13 protein-coding genes are annotated in these 15,241 nt (G+C 72.9%); 3 read left to right on the top strand and 10 right to left on the bottom strand.

Annotation, left to right across the window (positions count from 1 at the left end; genetic code table 11):
* Positions 1 to 138: 138 nt before the first annotated feature.
* Positions 139 to 852: a hypothetical protein gene (locus ACFWGN_RS05820; RefSeq protein WP_377616074.1), complete on the bottom strand. Its 714-nt coding sequence runs from the start codon at positions 850 to 852 to the stop codon at positions 139 to 141.
* Positions 849 to 2,534, bottom strand: coding sequence for a PspC domain-containing protein (locus ACFWGN_RS05815; protein WP_377616073.1), 1,686 nt, complete (start codon positions 2,532 to 2,534; stop codon positions 849 to 851). The genes ACFWGN_RS05820 and ACFWGN_RS05815 overlap by 4 nt, the downstream gene beginning before the upstream one ends.
* Positions 2,535 to 2,690: 156 nt before the next feature.
* Here ACFWGN_RS05815 and ACFWGN_RS05810 point away from each other — a divergent pair, with 156 nt between their 5' ends.
* The 3 genes from ACFWGN_RS05810 (at position 2,691) to fdxA (ending at position 5,358) form a co-directional block, all read left to right on the top strand.
* Complete coding sequence (locus tag ACFWGN_RS05810) at positions 2,691 to 4,205, top strand: PspC domain-containing protein (RefSeq protein WP_377616072.1); 1,515 nt, start codon at positions 2,691 to 2,693, stop codon at positions 4,203 to 4,205.
* Between the two features lie 5 nt (positions 4,206 to 4,210).
* Complete coding sequence (locus tag ACFWGN_RS05805; RefSeq protein WP_068627348.1) at positions 4,211 to 4,894, top strand: response regulator transcription factor; 684 nt, start codon at positions 4,211 to 4,213, stop codon at positions 4,892 to 4,894.
* Between the two features lie 146 nt (positions 4,895 to 5,040).
* Positions 5,041 to 5,358 (top strand): ferredoxin, encoded by a 318-nt coding sequence (gene fdxA, locus ACFWGN_RS05800; RefSeq protein WP_056764260.1) that lies wholly within the window; start codon positions 5,041 to 5,043, stop codon positions 5,356 to 5,358.
* 119 nt (positions 5,359 to 5,477) lie between these two features.
* Here the strand turns inward: fdxA and cobA are convergent, their stop codons facing one another.
* From cobA to ACFWGN_RS05760, 8 genes are all read right to left on the bottom strand, one after another.
* Positions 5,478 to 6,839, bottom strand: coding sequence for a uroporphyrinogen-III C-methyltransferase (gene cobA, locus ACFWGN_RS05795; protein WP_377616071.1), 1,362 nt, complete (start codon positions 6,837 to 6,839; stop codon positions 5,478 to 5,480).
* A 7-nt stretch (positions 6,840 to 6,846) separates the two neighbouring features.
* On the bottom strand, positions 6,847 to 7,896 hold the full coding sequence (locus tag ACFWGN_RS05790) for an ABC transporter permease (RefSeq protein WP_377616070.1): 1,050 nt from the start codon (positions 7,894 to 7,896) through the stop codon (positions 6,847 to 6,849).
* Complete coding sequence (locus tag ACFWGN_RS05785; protein WP_354511130.1) at positions 7,886 to 8,701, bottom strand: ABC transporter ATP-binding protein; 816 nt, start codon at positions 8,699 to 8,701, stop codon at positions 7,886 to 7,888. The genes ACFWGN_RS05790 and ACFWGN_RS05785 overlap by 11 nt, the downstream gene beginning before the upstream one ends.
* 4 nt (positions 8,702 to 8,705) lie before the next feature.
* Entirely contained in the window at positions 8,706 to 9,836 is a 1,131-nt protein-coding gene (locus ACFWGN_RS05780; protein WP_377616069.1) for an ABC transporter substrate-binding protein, read from the bottom strand.
* Between the two features lie 129 nt (positions 9,837 to 9,965).
* Positions 9,966 to 11,294 carry a sulfate adenylyltransferase subunit 1 gene (locus ACFWGN_RS05775; RefSeq protein ID WP_377616086.1) on the bottom strand — a complete coding sequence of 443 codons (1,329 nt, stop codon included), beginning with the start codon at positions 11,292 to 11,294 and terminating at the stop codon, positions 9,966 to 9,968.
* A gap of 59 nt (positions 11,295 to 11,353) precedes the next feature.
* Entirely contained in the window at positions 11,354 to 12,394 is a 1,041-nt protein-coding gene (gene cysD, locus ACFWGN_RS05770; protein WP_377616068.1) for a sulfate adenylyltransferase subunit CysD, read from the bottom strand.
* Complete coding sequence (locus ACFWGN_RS05765) at positions 12,391 to 13,296, bottom strand: phosphoadenylyl-sulfate reductase (RefSeq protein WP_377616067.1); 906 nt, start codon at positions 13,294 to 13,296, stop codon at positions 12,391 to 12,393. Before ACFWGN_RS05765 ends, cysD begins: the two co-directional genes overlap by 4 nt.
* Positions 13,293 to 15,116, bottom strand: a complete 1,824-nt coding sequence (locus ACFWGN_RS05760; protein WP_377616066.1) for a nitrite/sulfite reductase — start codon at positions 15,114 to 15,116, stop codon at positions 13,293 to 13,295. Before ACFWGN_RS05760 ends, ACFWGN_RS05765 begins: the two co-directional genes overlap by 4 nt.
* Positions 15,117 to 15,241 lie beyond the last annotated feature (125 nt).

Here is a 15,241-nt window from a genome sequence, read left to right as displayed (position 1 = left end):
CCCTCACACCCCCCCACCCCCTCAACCCCCTCGCACTTTTCGTGGGGTGGTGTGGTTTTTTTTTATACCCCCCTCTGGTGATTCGGCTGCGACACGCCGGGCGTGTCGCAGCCGAACCACGCACTCAAGGAAGGGGAGTCACCGGTGAGCTCTCTCGCGGGCGTTGCGACGTGCGCTCGACACGATCGAGCCGACCACGAGCACCAGGCCCGCGACGCTCAGCAGGGCGATGAGCGCGACGTCCAGGTCGTACGTCGCACCGAGGGCCAGGGCGAGGATGCCCGCGCCCACCGCGACGATGACGAATCCCCACACGACCGTGCCCACGCGCAGGCCCCGGTTGCGCGGGTCCTCCCCGGGGACCGTGCCGCTCGGGGCGAGGTTCGCCTTCTGCTGCGCCGTGGTGTTCCACTGCGCGGCCGGGTCGACCGCGGGAGCGGGCGTCGCCACCGCCGGAGCGGGGGCCGGTGCCGGCACGCTCGCGGCGGCGGGCTCGGGGTCGACGGGCGCGTCCTGCACGGGGTAGGCCTGCGTGTGCGTCGGCGCAGCCTCCCAGACGGGCAGCGCCTGGGTGGGAGGCGTCACCGGGAGAGCCTGGGTGGGCTCGGCGACGGGCAGCGCCTGGGTCGCCTCGGTCCGGAAGAGCTCGTCGGCCAGGTCGGCCTCGGACGGAGCGGCCGCCTCCAGGACCTGCGTCGCGTCGGGGTCGCCGTCGGCCTCCTCGGCCCTGGCTCCCGTCTCCTCGGCCGTCTCGCTCTGCGCGGCCGCGAGCTCGATCGTCGGGTCGACCGGGGGGAGGGCCTGAGTCTCGTTGTGGTCGTCGGACTCGTAGGGGTTCTTCTCGGTGGTCATGATTCCTCCCGGATGGTGACGTCTCCCGCGGCGACGTCGACCTCGAGCAGGAGCACGGGGTCGGCGCCGTCGGAGACGGAGTCGGTGGTGAAGGTGTGCGGGCGGGTGTTGACGCCGTTGATGCTGCGGCGCTCGCCGTCGACGGTCCAGGTCGCGTTGCCCGCGAGGACGCGGACCTCGGCCTCGACCGGGACGCCCGAGGGCACGATCACGGTGAGGTCCCCGGCGCGCAGGTCGACGGGCACGACGACCGGGTCCTCACCGACCGTGCTCAGGTCGAGCTGGCTCAGGTCGACGACGGGGTCACCGAACGTGAAGGCGAACCCGTTCTCGGCGTCCTGGACCGAGGTGACCGTGTAGGTCGAGTCGGACGCGCGGCCCTGGAGGTTCACGTCGAAGCGGTCGACCGAGCTCCAGCCGGCGATCGGGAGCGCGATGATCGTCGCGACGATCGCGAGCCCGCCCAGGGCTCCGCTCGTGCGGCCACGCAGGCCCGAGATCACGACGCCGAGGCCGAGGAGGATGATCGTCGCGCCGATCCACGTGTAGAAGAACGGCACGTCGATCACGGCGCGACGCTCGAGCAGCATGAGGACCGCTGCGCCGAGCAGGCTCACGCCGAGCGTGATCCCGACGATCGCGGTGCCCGGGCCGCGGGGGCGTCGGGCGGCGCGGGCGCGCTGCTCCTCGAGGCGGCGCAGCCGGTCGGCCTCGCGCTGGGCCTGGCGTCGGGCCTGCTCCTGGGCGCGCGCGGCCTGCTGTGCGGCGGCCTGCTGGGCCGCGTAGGCCTGGGGCGGGACGGGCGGGACGGGGCGCTGGCCCGCGTAGCCCTGCGGGGGCAGGGGAGCGGAGGCGGTGTACGCGGGGCCCGACGGCGCCGCGGGGGTCGCGGGGTACGTCACCCCGGGTGCGGCGCCCGGGGCGGGAGCTCCGTACGGGGGGCGTGCCTGCGTGGGCTGGCCGGGGCGGCCGTGCTGCCAGGCGTTCCCCTGGTGGCCCTGCTGGGACGGCGCGACGCCCGGTCCGAACGGCTGAGCGGGGTAGGGCTGGCCGGGCTGGGCGACCGGCGGGGCCTGCTGCTGCGTGTGCTGGGCCGCGGTGTAGGCGGCGCGCTTGTCGTTGCGACGGTTGACGACCAGCACGATCACGACGATCACCGCGGCGGTCCAGAACAGCCCGTTGAGCCACTCGAGCCCTGCGAAGTGCCACCAGGACGACCAGCCGGTGCTCCAGCTCAGGCCGACGATGGTCGTCGCGGCCGCTCCGAGCATCGCGACGTCGAAGTCGCCGCGGACCGTCTGCTGCAGGTGGATGCGGCCGTCGCGGGCCTCGGGGAGGAGAGCCCAGGCGACGCCGTACAGGACGAGGCCGGCTCCCGAGAGAAAGACCGAGACGACCAGGAGACCCCGCACGATGAGGGGGTCGATCCCGAACCGGTCGGCGATCCCGCCGGCGACGCCACCGATCCAGCGGTCGTCCGAGCGGGAGATGCCGAGACGTCGGACGGCGTCGAAGAAGCTGTCCATCCCGGTCGACTGGGTCGGCGGGTTCGCGGGCGGACCGTCGGGACCCGCGGGGGCCGGACCGTTCGCGGAGAAGGGCGTGCCGGCGGTCTGCTGGGCCGCCCCGGTCGGTGCGGAGCTCCCGGCCGGCGGTTCTGGGGAGGTGTCCTCGGTGTTCATGGCTCCAGCCTGACGCGCGCAGCGGCCGGCCGGTATCGGGTGTTCCCCTGAGCGGACCCTGAATCGCGTGCTGCGGGACCCTGATCTTCCGGTCAGGGAAGGGACCAAGGGGGCGTTTCGCCCGGTGGGGGCGCCGGGACGTGTGACCATCAGAGGGTGACACAGACCGCGCAACCAGCCAGGCGACTCCCGCTCCGGCGCCCCGAGCAGGGACGCTGGGTCGGTGGCGTGTGCCGAGGGCTGTCGCTGCACCTCGACCTGCCCGTGGGCGCGATGCGCTTCGTGATGGTCCTGCTCGCCCTCGCGGGCGGCGCGGGGATCGTCCTCTACGTCTTCCTCTGGGTCACGGTGCCCGTGGGCGACCCGGCGCAGGCCGCGGACGAGGAGCGTCCCACCTCGCTCCGGCGGATCGCGCCCCGCCTGCAGGGGCGCGTGCGCAAGCTCCCGGTGCGCGACGTCGCGATCGGTGTGGTCCTGCTGAGCGGGGCCGCGGTCCTGGTGGCGGCCCGCGCAGGGGTCGACGTCGAGGTCTCGTGGGTCCTGCCCGTGCTCATCGCGCTCGCGGGGACCGCCCTCGCGTGGTCTCAGCTCGACGCCGCGCAGCGAGGACGCTGGCTCTCGCGCGCGGGAGGGCGGACACCTGCCGGGGTGCTGCGGCTCGCGGGCGGGCTGGTCCTGGTCCTGGTCGGGGTCCTGCTCTTGGTCGGCCAGGACTCGACGGCCTCGGACATGGTCCGGGCGACCGTCGCGTCGCTCGCGGTGCTCGCGGGCGCGGCGATCGTGCTCGCTCCGTGGTGGCTGCGGCTCGTGCGCGAGCTCGGCGACGAGCGCGCGGCCCGGGCACGCGAGGCCGAGCGGGCGGACATCGCGGCCCACCTGCACGACTCGGTCCTGCAGACGCTCGCGCTCATCCGGGCCAGCGCGGCCGACGCGGACACCGTGGCACGCCTCGCGCGTGCGCAGGAGCGCGAGCTCCGTGAGTGGCTGTACAACGATCGACCAGCTCCTGGTACGTCGCTCGCGGCCGAGCTCCGCACGCTCGTGGGCGAGGTCGAGGACCGTCAGAGCTGGCGGCTCGCGGCCGGCGCCGCGAGCACCGCAGGCGTGAGCGCCGCGGAGACGGTCGGTGACGGTGGGTCGGCCGGGACGGCCGCGGTCGTGGTCGACGTCGTCGTCGTGGGGGACTGCGTGCCGACCGACGAGACCACGGCGCTCCTCCAGGCCACGCGCGAGGCGCTCGTCAACGCCGTCGCGCACGGCCGCCCGCCCGTCTCGGTCTACCTCGAGGTGTCCGACGACATGGTCGAGGTGTTCGTGCGCGACCGCGGCGACGGGTTCGAGATGAAGGACATCGCCCAGGACCGGTTCGGCGTGCGCGAGTCGATCATCGGGCGCGTGACGCGGCGTGGAGGGCAGGCCGAGGTCGTGTCGCGGCCAGGTTGGGGGACCGAGGTGCGGCTCAAGGTGCCACGTGCCGCGGAGGCCGAGGGCGAGCCGGCGGCCCCGACGGCCGCCGCAGGTGCTCCCGGACCTAGGATGCCGGGAGAGCCCGACGCGGGCACGACGCCCGGCGGGCCGGCCCGGAACGGGGCGCGGCCTGCACCGACGCCCTCCACGGGCCCCGCGCCGCAGCCCGAGCCCATCGCCCGCACGACCCAGGAGCGCACGTGACCACCATCCCGAACCCCGAGCCGACCACGCTCCCGGGTGCGCCCGTCCCGGTCGTCCTCGTCGACGACCACCACATGTTCCGTGCGGGGGTCCGCGCGAGCCTCGACGGCCGCGTGGACATCGTGGGCGAGGCGGACAGCGTCGACGGTGCCGTCGAGGCCATCCGCGCCCTGAGGCCCCCGGTCGTCCTGCTCGACGTGCACCTCCCTGGCGGCAACGGCGGAGGCGGGGCTGAGGTCATCACCCGCTGCTCCGACCTCCTGGGCTCCACGCGGTTCCTCGCTCTGTCGGTCTCCGACGCGGCCGAGGACGTCGTGGCGGTCATCCGGGCGGGAGCCCGCGGCTACGTGACCAAGGCGATCTCGGGTCCGGACCTGGCGGGTGCGGTCGTCCAGGTCGCGAGCGGCGACGCGGTCTTCTCGCCTCGGCTCGCGGGGTTCGTGCTCGACGCGTTCGGCACCGGGCAGGCCGACGTCGCGGTCGCCGACGACGAGCTCGACCGGCTCTCGGCCCGCGAGCAGGAGGTCATGCGTCTCATCGCGCGCGGCTACGCCTACCGCGAGGTCGCCTCGGAGCTCTTCATCTCGGTCAAGACGGTCGAGACCCACGTGTCGTCGGTGCTGCGCAAGCTCCAGCTCTCCTCGCGCCACGAGCTCACGCGGTGGGCCGCTGCCCGGCGCCTCCTCTGAGCCCGTCGGCTCGCTCCGAGGACCCCCGACGAACCGCGAGATCTGGCCGTATTAGCAGGTGAGAAGGGGCACGCTGCAGCCGGGTGGGGCGATAGCCTGGAGGGAGCCGGGTGAAGCCCTCCGGCCCGACGAAAAGGACCTCCGACGTGACGTACGTGATTGCTCAGCCTTGTGTGGACGTGAAGGACAAGGCGTGCATCGAGGAGTGTCCGGTGGACTGCATCTACGAGGGCAAGCGGTCGTTGTACATCCATCCTGACGAGTGCGTGGACTGTGGTGCGTGCGAGCCGGTGTGCCCGGTGGAGGCGATCTACTACGAGGACGACGTGCCCTCGGAGTGGAGCGACTACTACCGGGCGAACGTGGAGTTCTTCGACGACCTGGGGTCGCCGGGTGGTGCGGCGAAGATGGGCATGATCGAGAAGGACGACCCGATGATCGCCGCACTGGCCCCGCAGGCCTGAGCGCAGCCTTCGCAGGACCCGAGGGGCCCGTCGTCCACAGGACGACGGGCCCCTCGACGTTCTCGCGGGTCTCTGGGCGGCTCGGCCTGCTCGAGCGGGTCCCCGGCCGACCGCGGGCCTCAGTCCAGCCCGGCCGCCCGCCACGCGGGGCTGACGCGGACCACGTCCCCGATGACGGTCACGGCCGGGGCACGGACCCCGGCGGCCGCGGCGACGTCGGCGATGGTCTCGAGCGTGCCGACGGTCGAGCGCTGGCGCGGGCCGTAGCCGTCCTCGACCACGGCGACCGGCGTCCGCGGTGACCGCCCGGAGGCCACGAGGGCCGCGGCCGAGTCGCGCAGCCGCGAGACGCCCATGAGGAGGATCACGGTGTGGTCCGCTGCCGCTGGGACCTTGCCGATGTCCTCGTGCCCGGTCAGCACCGTGAACCCTCGCGACCAGCCGCGGTGCGTGACCGGGATCCCGACCGCAGCGGGCACCGAGACCGCGCTCGTGACGCCGGGCACCACCTCGACCGGAATGCCGTGCTCCTCGCACGCGATGAGCTCCTCGCCCCCGCGCCCGAACACGTACGGATCGCCGCCCTTGAGTCGTACAACTCTGCGCCCGGCGAGCGCGTGCTCGACCAGCAGAGCGTTGATCTCGTCCTGCGGAACCGGGTGGAATCCCGGGGTCTTGCCGACGTCGACGATCACGACGTCGTCCCCGAGGTCGTCGAGCAGGGCACGCGGGCCCAGCCGGTCGGTGACGACGACGTCGGCCTGCGCGAGCAGCCGCCGCCCGCGCGCCGTGATGAGCCCGGTGTCGCCAGGGCCACCGCCGACCAGGGCGACCGTCCCGACGCCGCCCGTGCTCGGGCGGGCCTGACGCAGGGGAAGGTCGCCCGTCGAGAGCAGGGCGTCGATCGCGTCCCGGATGCGCTGCGCCCGGCGCGGGTCGCGCCCCGCGTTGACGGCGACCGTGATCTCGGCACCGTCGGTGCCGACGGTGCCGTACGTGCCCGGTGCGTCTGCCGCGGCCGACGCACCGGCCGCCGTGCCGCCCACCGTGACCCGCGCGACCGCGGGCACCCAGGCGGTCCCGGCCTCGGCGTCACCCGCGTTCACGCAGAAGATGCGCAGCGCCTCGGCCTCGGCCGCGACCTGCGCGTCGACCTCGGGCGAACCGGTCGCGGTGTGCACGAGCCACGCGCCCTCGAGGTCGCCCGGGCGGAACGCGCGTGCGTCCCACGCGACCACGGGCCCAGGCGCGCCGGACCCGTCGAGGGGCCCCGCGCCGTCGGGCAGGTGAGTCGCGCCGTCGGGCGCGGGGAGGGCGACCAGCGCGGCCAGGTCCTCGCAGACCTCGGGGGCCACGACGCGCACGTGCGCGCCCGCTCCGACGAGCGACCGCGCGCGGCGCGCGGCCACGGGACCCCCGCCCACGACGACGACCGGACGGCCCGCGATCCGCAGACCGAGGGGGTAGAGCTCAGAGTTCATGCGCCCATCATCGCCCGAGAGCGGCCGAAGCCAGCTCACGCCGGCGCAGCAGCCACCCCGAGCCCTTGCTCGCGGAGGTCTCGGGAGCAAGTCCGCGGCGACGCAGCATGGTCTTCTCGACCGGGGCGAAGAACAGCAGCTCGATGACCATGCCGACCACGAGGATCAGCAGGATCGCGGTGAAGACGAGCGCCATGTCGGACAGCTCGCGGCCCTGCTGGAGGAAGGCCCCCAGCCCGAACCCGATCCCGCCGCCGACCGCGATGATCTCCGCGGCCATGAGCGAGCGCCACGAGAACGCCCAGCCCTGCTTGAGGCCAGCGAGGTAGCCGGGGAACGCTGCCGGCAGGATCACGTCCTTGATCATCTGGAAGCGGCCCGCGCCCAGGACCTGGCCCACGCGCCGGTACAGCGGCGGCACCTGGTCCACGCCGGACACGATCCCGTTGATGATCGACGGGACCGCGCCCATGAGGATCACGAAGTACACCGTGGCGTCCGACAGCCCGAACCAGATGATGCCCGCGGGCACCCAGGCGACCGACGGCAGCACCTGCAGGCCCGTGATGATGGGCCCGAACGACACCCGGACCCAGCGCACGCGCGCCACGAGGATGCCGAGCGGGGTACCGATCGCGACGGCTGCGAGGAATCCCAGGACACCGCGCGAGAGGCTCGTGCCGAGCGCCTGCCAGAGCGTGCCGCTCGCGGCGGCCCGGGTCACGGCCTCCCAGACCTGGGTGGGTCCGGGCAGGTTGTAGATGGGCTGGACCTCGAGCCACACCAGGACCTGCCAGACCGCGAGCAGGATCGCGATCGCGAGCACGGGCGGGTACACGGCCTGGAAGACCTTGGACCACCGGCTCGCGGTGGGCGCGACGCTCGTCTGGAGGGCGTCGAGCCCCGCCTCGATGTCGCCCACGTCCTTGGCGTGCCCGACGACGGCGCCCACCTCGCGGGGTGCGCTCGCCTCGTCGACGGGTTGGGTGGTGGGACTCTCGGCCGCGACGGAGCCAGGACGGGCCTCGTCGCGCGGGGTCAGGGTCTCAGACGGCATGACGGCGGATCTCCTCACGGAGGTCGTTGGTGATCTCGGTCGCGAGGCGCGACGCGGCGGCGGCCTCGATGCTGCGTTGCTCGTTCGCGCCGTACACGTCGACGTCCCACTCGCGCACGATGCGTCCGGGGCGCGACGACATCAGCAGCACGCGCTGCCCGAGCCGCACGGCCTCGCGGACGTTGTGCGTGATGAAGACGATGGTGCGCCCGGTCTGCTCCCAGACGCGCTCGAGCTCGTCGTGGAGCAGGTCGCGCGTGATGGCGTCGAGCGCGGCGAAGGGTTCGTCCATGAGCAGGACGTCCCGCTCCTGGGCGAGCGAGCGGGCGAGCGCCACGCGCTGGCGCATGCCGCCCGAGAGCTCGTGGACGCGCTTGTCGCCCGAGCCGTCGAGCCGCACGAGCGAGAGCAGCTCGGCGGCCCGCTCACGACGCTCCGCGCGCGGGACACCGCGAAACTTCAGCGCGAGCTCGATGTTGCGGCTCGCGGTGAGCCAGGGGAACAGCGCGGACTCCTGGAACATCAGGGCTGCGCCGCCCCCGGCGACCTCCACGTCCCCCGTGGTCGGGCGCTCCAGACCCGCGACGATGTTGAGCAGCGTCGACTTGCCGCAGCCCGAGGCTCCGAGCAGGCAGACGAACTCGCCCTGCGCGATGTCCAGGTCGATCCCCTCGAGCACCGGGGCGCCCGTCGGGGAGAACCGCTTGGACACGCCGCGCAGGCGGACGCCGGTCGTGGGGCCGGTGCCCTCGTCGAGAGGGGTGCCGGCCGGTGAGCCCGTGCGGGCGGGGGACGTGGTGGTCATGGTGCTACTCCTTGCCGAGACCGGCGGCGGAGACGGTCGGCTGACCGGCCTCCGTCAGCACCTTGTTGAGGAGACTCAGGTCGTAGATGCCGTTCAGGTCCGCCTCGGTGGTGGTCCCGGCCGTCACGCCGTCCTCGAGCAAGGTGTTGAGCGTGCCCGCGAGCGGGTCCGTCGTGAAGGTGATGTTGGTGAAGGCACGGTCGAGGACCGCGTCCGACAGGGGCTTCCCGGCGATCTTCTCGATCTCGCCGTTGACGAGGGTCTTGGCCTCGTCGGGGTTGACGTCGAGCCAGTCGATCGCCGCGACCTCGCCGCGCAGCAGCGCCTCGACCGTCTCCGGGTGCTCCTCGAGGAAGTCGGTGCGGACGATCAGGTGCGTGGTGAGGAACTGGCCGTCGTCCCACAGGTCCTTCTCGTCGACCAGGACGTGCGCACCGGCGTCGAGCACGAGGCGCGAGGCCCACGGCTCGGGCAGCCAGCCGCCGTCGAGCTCGCCGTTCTGGAACAGCGTGAGGGTCTGGGCGTTCTCGGTCGGGGTGACCGCGACGTCTCCGCCGCCCTGGATGTCGTTCTCCAGGCCGTTCTCGGTGAGCCAGGCGCGCAGCGCGACGTCCTGGGTCCCGCCGAGCTGGGGCGAGGCGATCTTGGTGCCCTCGAGGTCGGCGGCCGTGTCGATCCCGTCGCGCACGACGAGCTGCGCACCGCCCGACGTCGAGCCCGCGATGATGCGCACGGCCTCGCCGTTCGACTTCACGAAGTTGTTGATCGCGGGGTTGGGGCCGATGAACGTGGCGTCGATGGCCCCGGCGTTGAGGGCCTCGATCGCGGCGGGGCCGGCGTTGAAGACCTGGGTCGTGAGCGTGGTGTCGCCCAGGGCCTCCTCGAACTGGCCGCCCGCGACCCCGACGAGCGCGGGGGCGTGGGTGACGTTCGCGAAGTACCCGAGGCGCAGCTCGTCGGCCGGGCCGGACGAGGCGGCGGGGCTGTCGGCGGCGTCGGACGTGCCCGTCGAGCAGGCGGCGAGCAGGAGCAAGGGCGCGACGGCGAGCGCCGCGACCGCGGAGCGGGTCCGGGCGGAGCGGTGTCGTGACGTGCCGGCTCGGGTGAGGCGGGTCGGGCGGGACGAGGTGTTCATGGAAGATCCTTCTGGATGGTCGGAGGGTGCCTGGCGGTGGACGTGTCGAGTCCCGGCAGCGCCGATCCATGCAGTACGCGATCCGAGGGCCCGGTGGTCCGGGCCCCTACCTGCGGTGGTCGGGTGACCTCAGATCGCGTACTGCACGGGGCGCTGCGAAGGACATCGCACGGCCGCCAGAGCGTCTCCGACCATTCCTGCTGCAAGGGTGCCGCCGTCCTGACCGTCGATCAGGAGGAAAGCACCGGTGCGACGCGAGGTGATGTACTCCTCGGCCGCGACGGGGGAGGCGAGGCGCAACGTGACGCGCCCGATGTCGTTGAGCTCGAGCGCTTCCGCGGGCTCGAGCTCGGCCGTGTCGAGGTCCAGGCGCCCGACGACGTCGCGCACCACGGCCTGCACGGTGCGGGTCGTGTGCTTGAGCAGGACGCGGGTGCCGGGGCGCAGCGTCTTGTCGCTGAGCCACGCGACGGTGCCCTCGACGTCCTGCGTGACCTGGGGTGCGTCGACCGCGGCGGCGATGAGGTCGCCGCGGGCGATGTCGATCTCGTCCGTGAGGCGGATCGTGACCGACTGGGGGGCGAAGGCCTCGGCGAGAGTGCCGTCGGCCGTGTCGATGCCCTCGACCGTGCTCCTCCTCCCGCTGGGCAGGACCAAGATCTCGTCGCCCACGCGGACGACGCCCGAGGCGATCTGCCCGGCGTACCCGCGGTAGTCGCGGAAACGCTCTTCGAGGGCAGCGCCCTGGGGGCGCAGGACCACCTGGACGGGGAAGCGGAACGCCTCGGTGTCCGGGGTCTCTGCGGCAGGGAGCTCCTCGAGCAGGTCGAGCAGGCTCGGTCCGTCGTACCAGGGGGTCTTGCCGCCCGGGCCGCCCGAGCGGTCGACGACGTTGACGCCCTCGAGCGCCGAGACGGGCAGCGTGAGGATGTGGGGGACGCCGAGCGAGGCCGCGGCCTCGCGGATCTGGTCGGCGAGCTCCTCGTAGCGCTCCTGGCTGTAGTCGACCAGGTCGATCTTGTTGACGGCCACGATGACGTGCGGGACGCGCAGGAGGCTCGCGACCGCGAGGTGGCGGCGCGTCTGCTCGAGCAGGCCCTTGCGGGCGTCGATGAGCAGCACGACGACGTCGGCGGTCGAGGCCCCCGTGACGGTGTTGCGCGTGTACTGCACGTGCCCGGGGCAGTCGGCCAGGATGAACGAGCGCTTGGCGGTCGCGAAGTAGCGGTAGGCGACGTCGATCGTGATGCCCTGCTCGCGCTCGGCGCGCAGGCCGTCGGTCAGCAGTGCGAGGTCGGCCGTCGCGAGACCGCGGTCGCGCGAGACGCGCTCGACGGCGTCGAGCTGGTCCGCGAGCACGGACTTGGAGTCGAACAGCAGGCGGCCGACGAGCGTCGACTTCCCGTCGTCGACGGATCCGGCGGTCGCGAGGCGCAGCAGGGTGCTCGTGGGGAGCACGGGCGAGTCCTGGGCGGCCGAGCCCTCGGCGGGCTGCGGGTGCGTGGTGGTGGCGCTCACTAGAAGTACCCCTCCTTCTTGCGGTCTTCCATGGCGGCTTCGGAGATGCGGTCGTCGGCGCGCGTGGCGCCGCGCTCGGTGATGCGGGTCGCAGCGACCTCGGTGATGACGTCGTCGACCGTGTAGGAGTCGGACTCGACCGCGCCCGTGCAGGACATGTCGCCCACCGTCCGGTAGCGCACGGTCTCGGTGCGCACGTTCGAGGCCTCGGCGTCGGTGCGCGGCTGGGAGTACGGCCCGACGGCGAGCAGCATGCCGTCGCGCTCGAAGATCTCGCGCTCGTGCGCGTAGTACAGGCTGGGCAGGTCGATCTTCTCTGCGGCGATGTAGCGCCAGATGTCGAGCTCGGTCCAGTTGCTCAGGGGGAACGCGCGGACGTGCTCGCCCGGGCGGTGACGACCGTTGTACAGGTTCCACAGCTCGGGGCGCTGGTTGCGCGGGTCCCACTGCCCGAACTCGTCGCGCAGCGAGATGACGCGCTCCTTGGCGCGCGCCTTCTCCTCGTCTCGGCGGCCGCCGCCGAACACGGCGTCGAACTTGTGCCCCGTGATGGCGTCGAGCAGGGGCTGGGTCTGGAGGGGGTTGCGCGTGCCGTCGGCCCGTTCGAGCAGGCGGCCGTCGTCGAGGTAGTCCTGGACGCTCGCGACCTCGAGGCGGGCGCCGAGGCGGGCGACCGTCGTGTCGCGGTAGGCGAGGACCTCGGGGAAGTTGTGGCCCGTGTCGACGTGCAGCAGCGGGAACGGCACGGGGGCGGGCCAGAACGCCTTGGTCGCCAGGTGCAGCATGACGACGGAGTCCTTGCCACCGCTGAAGAGCAGCACGGGGCGCTCGAACTCCGCGACGACCTCGCGGATGATGTGGATGGCCTCGGACTCGAGGGACTCGAGCTGGGTCAGGCGGTAGGTCTGGGCGGTATCCGCAGGGGAAGCCACTGGGGCGGTCACGGCGTCGCTCTTCTCGTCGGTGTGCGTGGGGGGTGCGGTCGCGGTGGTCGGTGCGGTCGACGGGAGCGTCGCCGTGTTCGTGGTGGGCGCGCTCATACGTGGAGCCCGCACTCGGTCTTGTCGAGCCCCGACCAGCGGCCCGCGCGCGGGTCCTCGCCGGGGGCGACCCGCCGCGTGCAGGGTGCGCAGCCGATCGAGGGGTACCCGTCGTTGAGGAGCGGGTTGAGGACAACCTGGTGGTCGGCGGCGTAGCCGAGCAGGTCGTCGAACGACCAGGCGGCGAGCGGGTTGATCTTGACCAGCCCGTTCTTCTCGTCCCAGGTCACGAGCGGGGTGCTGGTACGGGTCGGTGCCTCGTCGCGACGCACGCCCGTGACCCAGACCTCGTACTCGCCGAGCGTGCGTGTCAACGGTTCGACCTTGCGCATCGCGCAGCACGCGGCGGGGTCGCGCGACCAGAGGTCCTTGCCGTGCGCCTCGTCCTGCTGGGCGACCGTGAGCCGGGGCAGGACGTCGACGATCGTGACCTCCATCTGCTGCTCGACGGCGTCGCGCGTCCCCGTGGTCTCGGGGAAGTGGTAGCTGGTCTCGAGGAACAGGACGTCGACCCAGGGTGCCTGCTGCGCGACGATGTGCGGCAGGACCGCGTCGGCCATGGAGCACGCGACGGCGATCGAGTCGCCGAACTCGCGCACGGCCCACGCGACGACCTGCTCGGCGGTCGCTTCGTCGGCGGCACCCAGGCCCGAGCCGTGCAGCTCGGCCTGGCCGCGCTCGACGATCGCGCGCAGCTCGTCGGCCGACCGCTTGGGGCGCTCGTCCTGGGCCCGGCGGGCCGCGTGCGCGGCCTTGGACGCGGCGCGAGCCTCGGTGCGCGCCGTGGCGGCGGCGCGCAGCGCGGCGAGCGGGTCGCTGCCCGTCGTGGCGCCCGGTGTGCCCGACGGCGCCGCGCCCGTCACGTCGAGGCCGTCGCCCGGGGTGGTGGTCGTCCCGCTCATCGCAGCGACTCCTCGTCCGCACGGTGCGCCCACTGGGCGAAGGTCTCGGTGCCGTCCTTCTCCTTCTCGAACTGGCGCACGACGCGCTCGACGTACTCGGGCAGGTCGTCGTTGGTGACCTTGAGGCCACGGACCGTGCGGCCCATGCCCGCCTCGGCGCGGTCGTCCGAGGCGAGCCCGCCACCGAGGTGCACCTGGAAGCCGGGGACCTGGTTGCCCTCGTCGTCCAGCACGAGCTGACCCTTGAGGCCGATGTCCGCGGTCTGGATGCGGGCGCACGAGTTGGGGCAGCCGTTGATGTGCAGCGAGAGCGGCTTCATCGCGGACAGGTCGCCCAGGCGCTTCTCGAGGTCGTCGATCGCGCGGCTCGCCGAGGCCTTGGTCTCGACGATCGCGAGCTTGCAGTACTCGATGCCCGTGCACGCGATGGTGCTGCGGCGGAAGGGGCTCGGGTCGGCGTCGAGGCCCTGCTCCTTGAGACCCGAGACCACGCGCTCGAGGTGCTCGTCGGGGACGTCGAGCACGAGCAGCTTCTGGTGCGGCGTGAACCGCACGCGCTGCGAGCCGGCCGACTCGGCGAGGTCCGCGACGGCCGCAAGGATGCTCCCCGAGACCCGCCCCACGTAGGGGGCCGCGCCGATGTAGTTGAGGCCGTCCTTCTGCTTGTGCACGCCGACGTGGTCGCCCGGCTGGGTGGGCTGCGGGGCGGGCGGGCCGTCGGGCAGCGCGTAGCCCAGGTACTCGGTCTCGAGGACCTCGCGGAACTTCGTGGGCCCCCAGTCCGCGAGCAGGAACTTCAGGCGCGCCTTGTTGCGCAGCCGGCGGTACCCGTAGTCGCGGAAGATCTGGACCACTCCGTGCCACACGTCGGCGACCTGCTCCTCGGTCACGAAGGCACCGAGGCGCTCGCCCAGGCGGGGGTTCGCCGACAGGCCGCCGCCGACCCACAGGTCGAACCCGACGCCCAGCTCGGGGTGCTCGAGCGCGACGAACCCGACGTCGTTGATCTCGTGGACGACGTCCTGGGACGGGTGACCCGTGACGGCGGTCTTGAACTTGCGGGGGAGGTTCGCTAGCTCGGGGACGCCGATGTACTTGTCGGTGATCTCCTTGATGACGCGGGCGGGGTCGATCAGCTCGTCGGCCGCGATCCCTGCCACGGGGCTTCCGAGCACGACGCGCGGGACGTCGCCGCAGGCCTCGGTGGTCTGCAGGCCGACGGACTCGAGCCGGCGCCAGATCTCCGGGACGTTCTCGACCTCGACCCAGTGGAGCTGGATGTTCTGGCGGTCGGTGATGTCGGCGCTGTCGCGTCCGAAGTCCCGGGAGATGTCCGCGATGACCCGGAGCTGCTCGGTGCTCACCGCGCCGCCGTCGATGCGCACGCGGAGCATGAAGTACTTGTCCTCGAGCTCGTGCGGCTCGAGCTGGGCCGTGCGCCCGCCGTCGATCCCGGGCTTGCGCTGCGTGTACAGGCCCCACCAGCGGAAGCGGCCGTGCAGGTCGTCGCCCGAGATCGAGTCGAAGCCCTCGCGCGAGTAGACGTCCTCGATGCGCTGGCGCACCGAGAGCCCGCCGTCCTCCTGCTTCCACTTCTCGTTGCCGTTGAGCGGTTCCTTGCCGTCGACGGCCCACTGTCCGTTGGGGCGGGCGACCCGTGCAGGGCGGGCCGGACGCGTGGGGGGAGCGGCGCCGTCGGGTGTCTGCGGGGTGGTCGCGGCGGTCGTGCCGACGGTGGCCTCTGCCGGGGTGGCGGGGCTGCTGCCGGCCGACCGGTCGGCGACCGGGGTCGCCTCGGTGGTGGTGTGCGGCGGCGTCATCGTGCTCCTCATGGGGGGACATGGGCACACGGGGCCAGAGGTCTCAGCGCGACGAGGGGAGTGGCTGAGGGCCGACCACGCGCGCCCTCGGCTCAGAAAGATGGCGAGCTGTCGGCGAGGACGGC

This window comes from Oerskovia sp. NPDC060338, assembly GCF_042726295.1.
Lineage (GTDB): Bacteria > Actinomycetota > Actinomycetes > Actinomycetales > Cellulomonadaceae > Oerskovia > Oerskovia merdavium.
The sequence above is the reverse complement of the archived record's forward strand: the minus strand, read 5'-3'. Positions and strand labels throughout refer to the sequence as shown.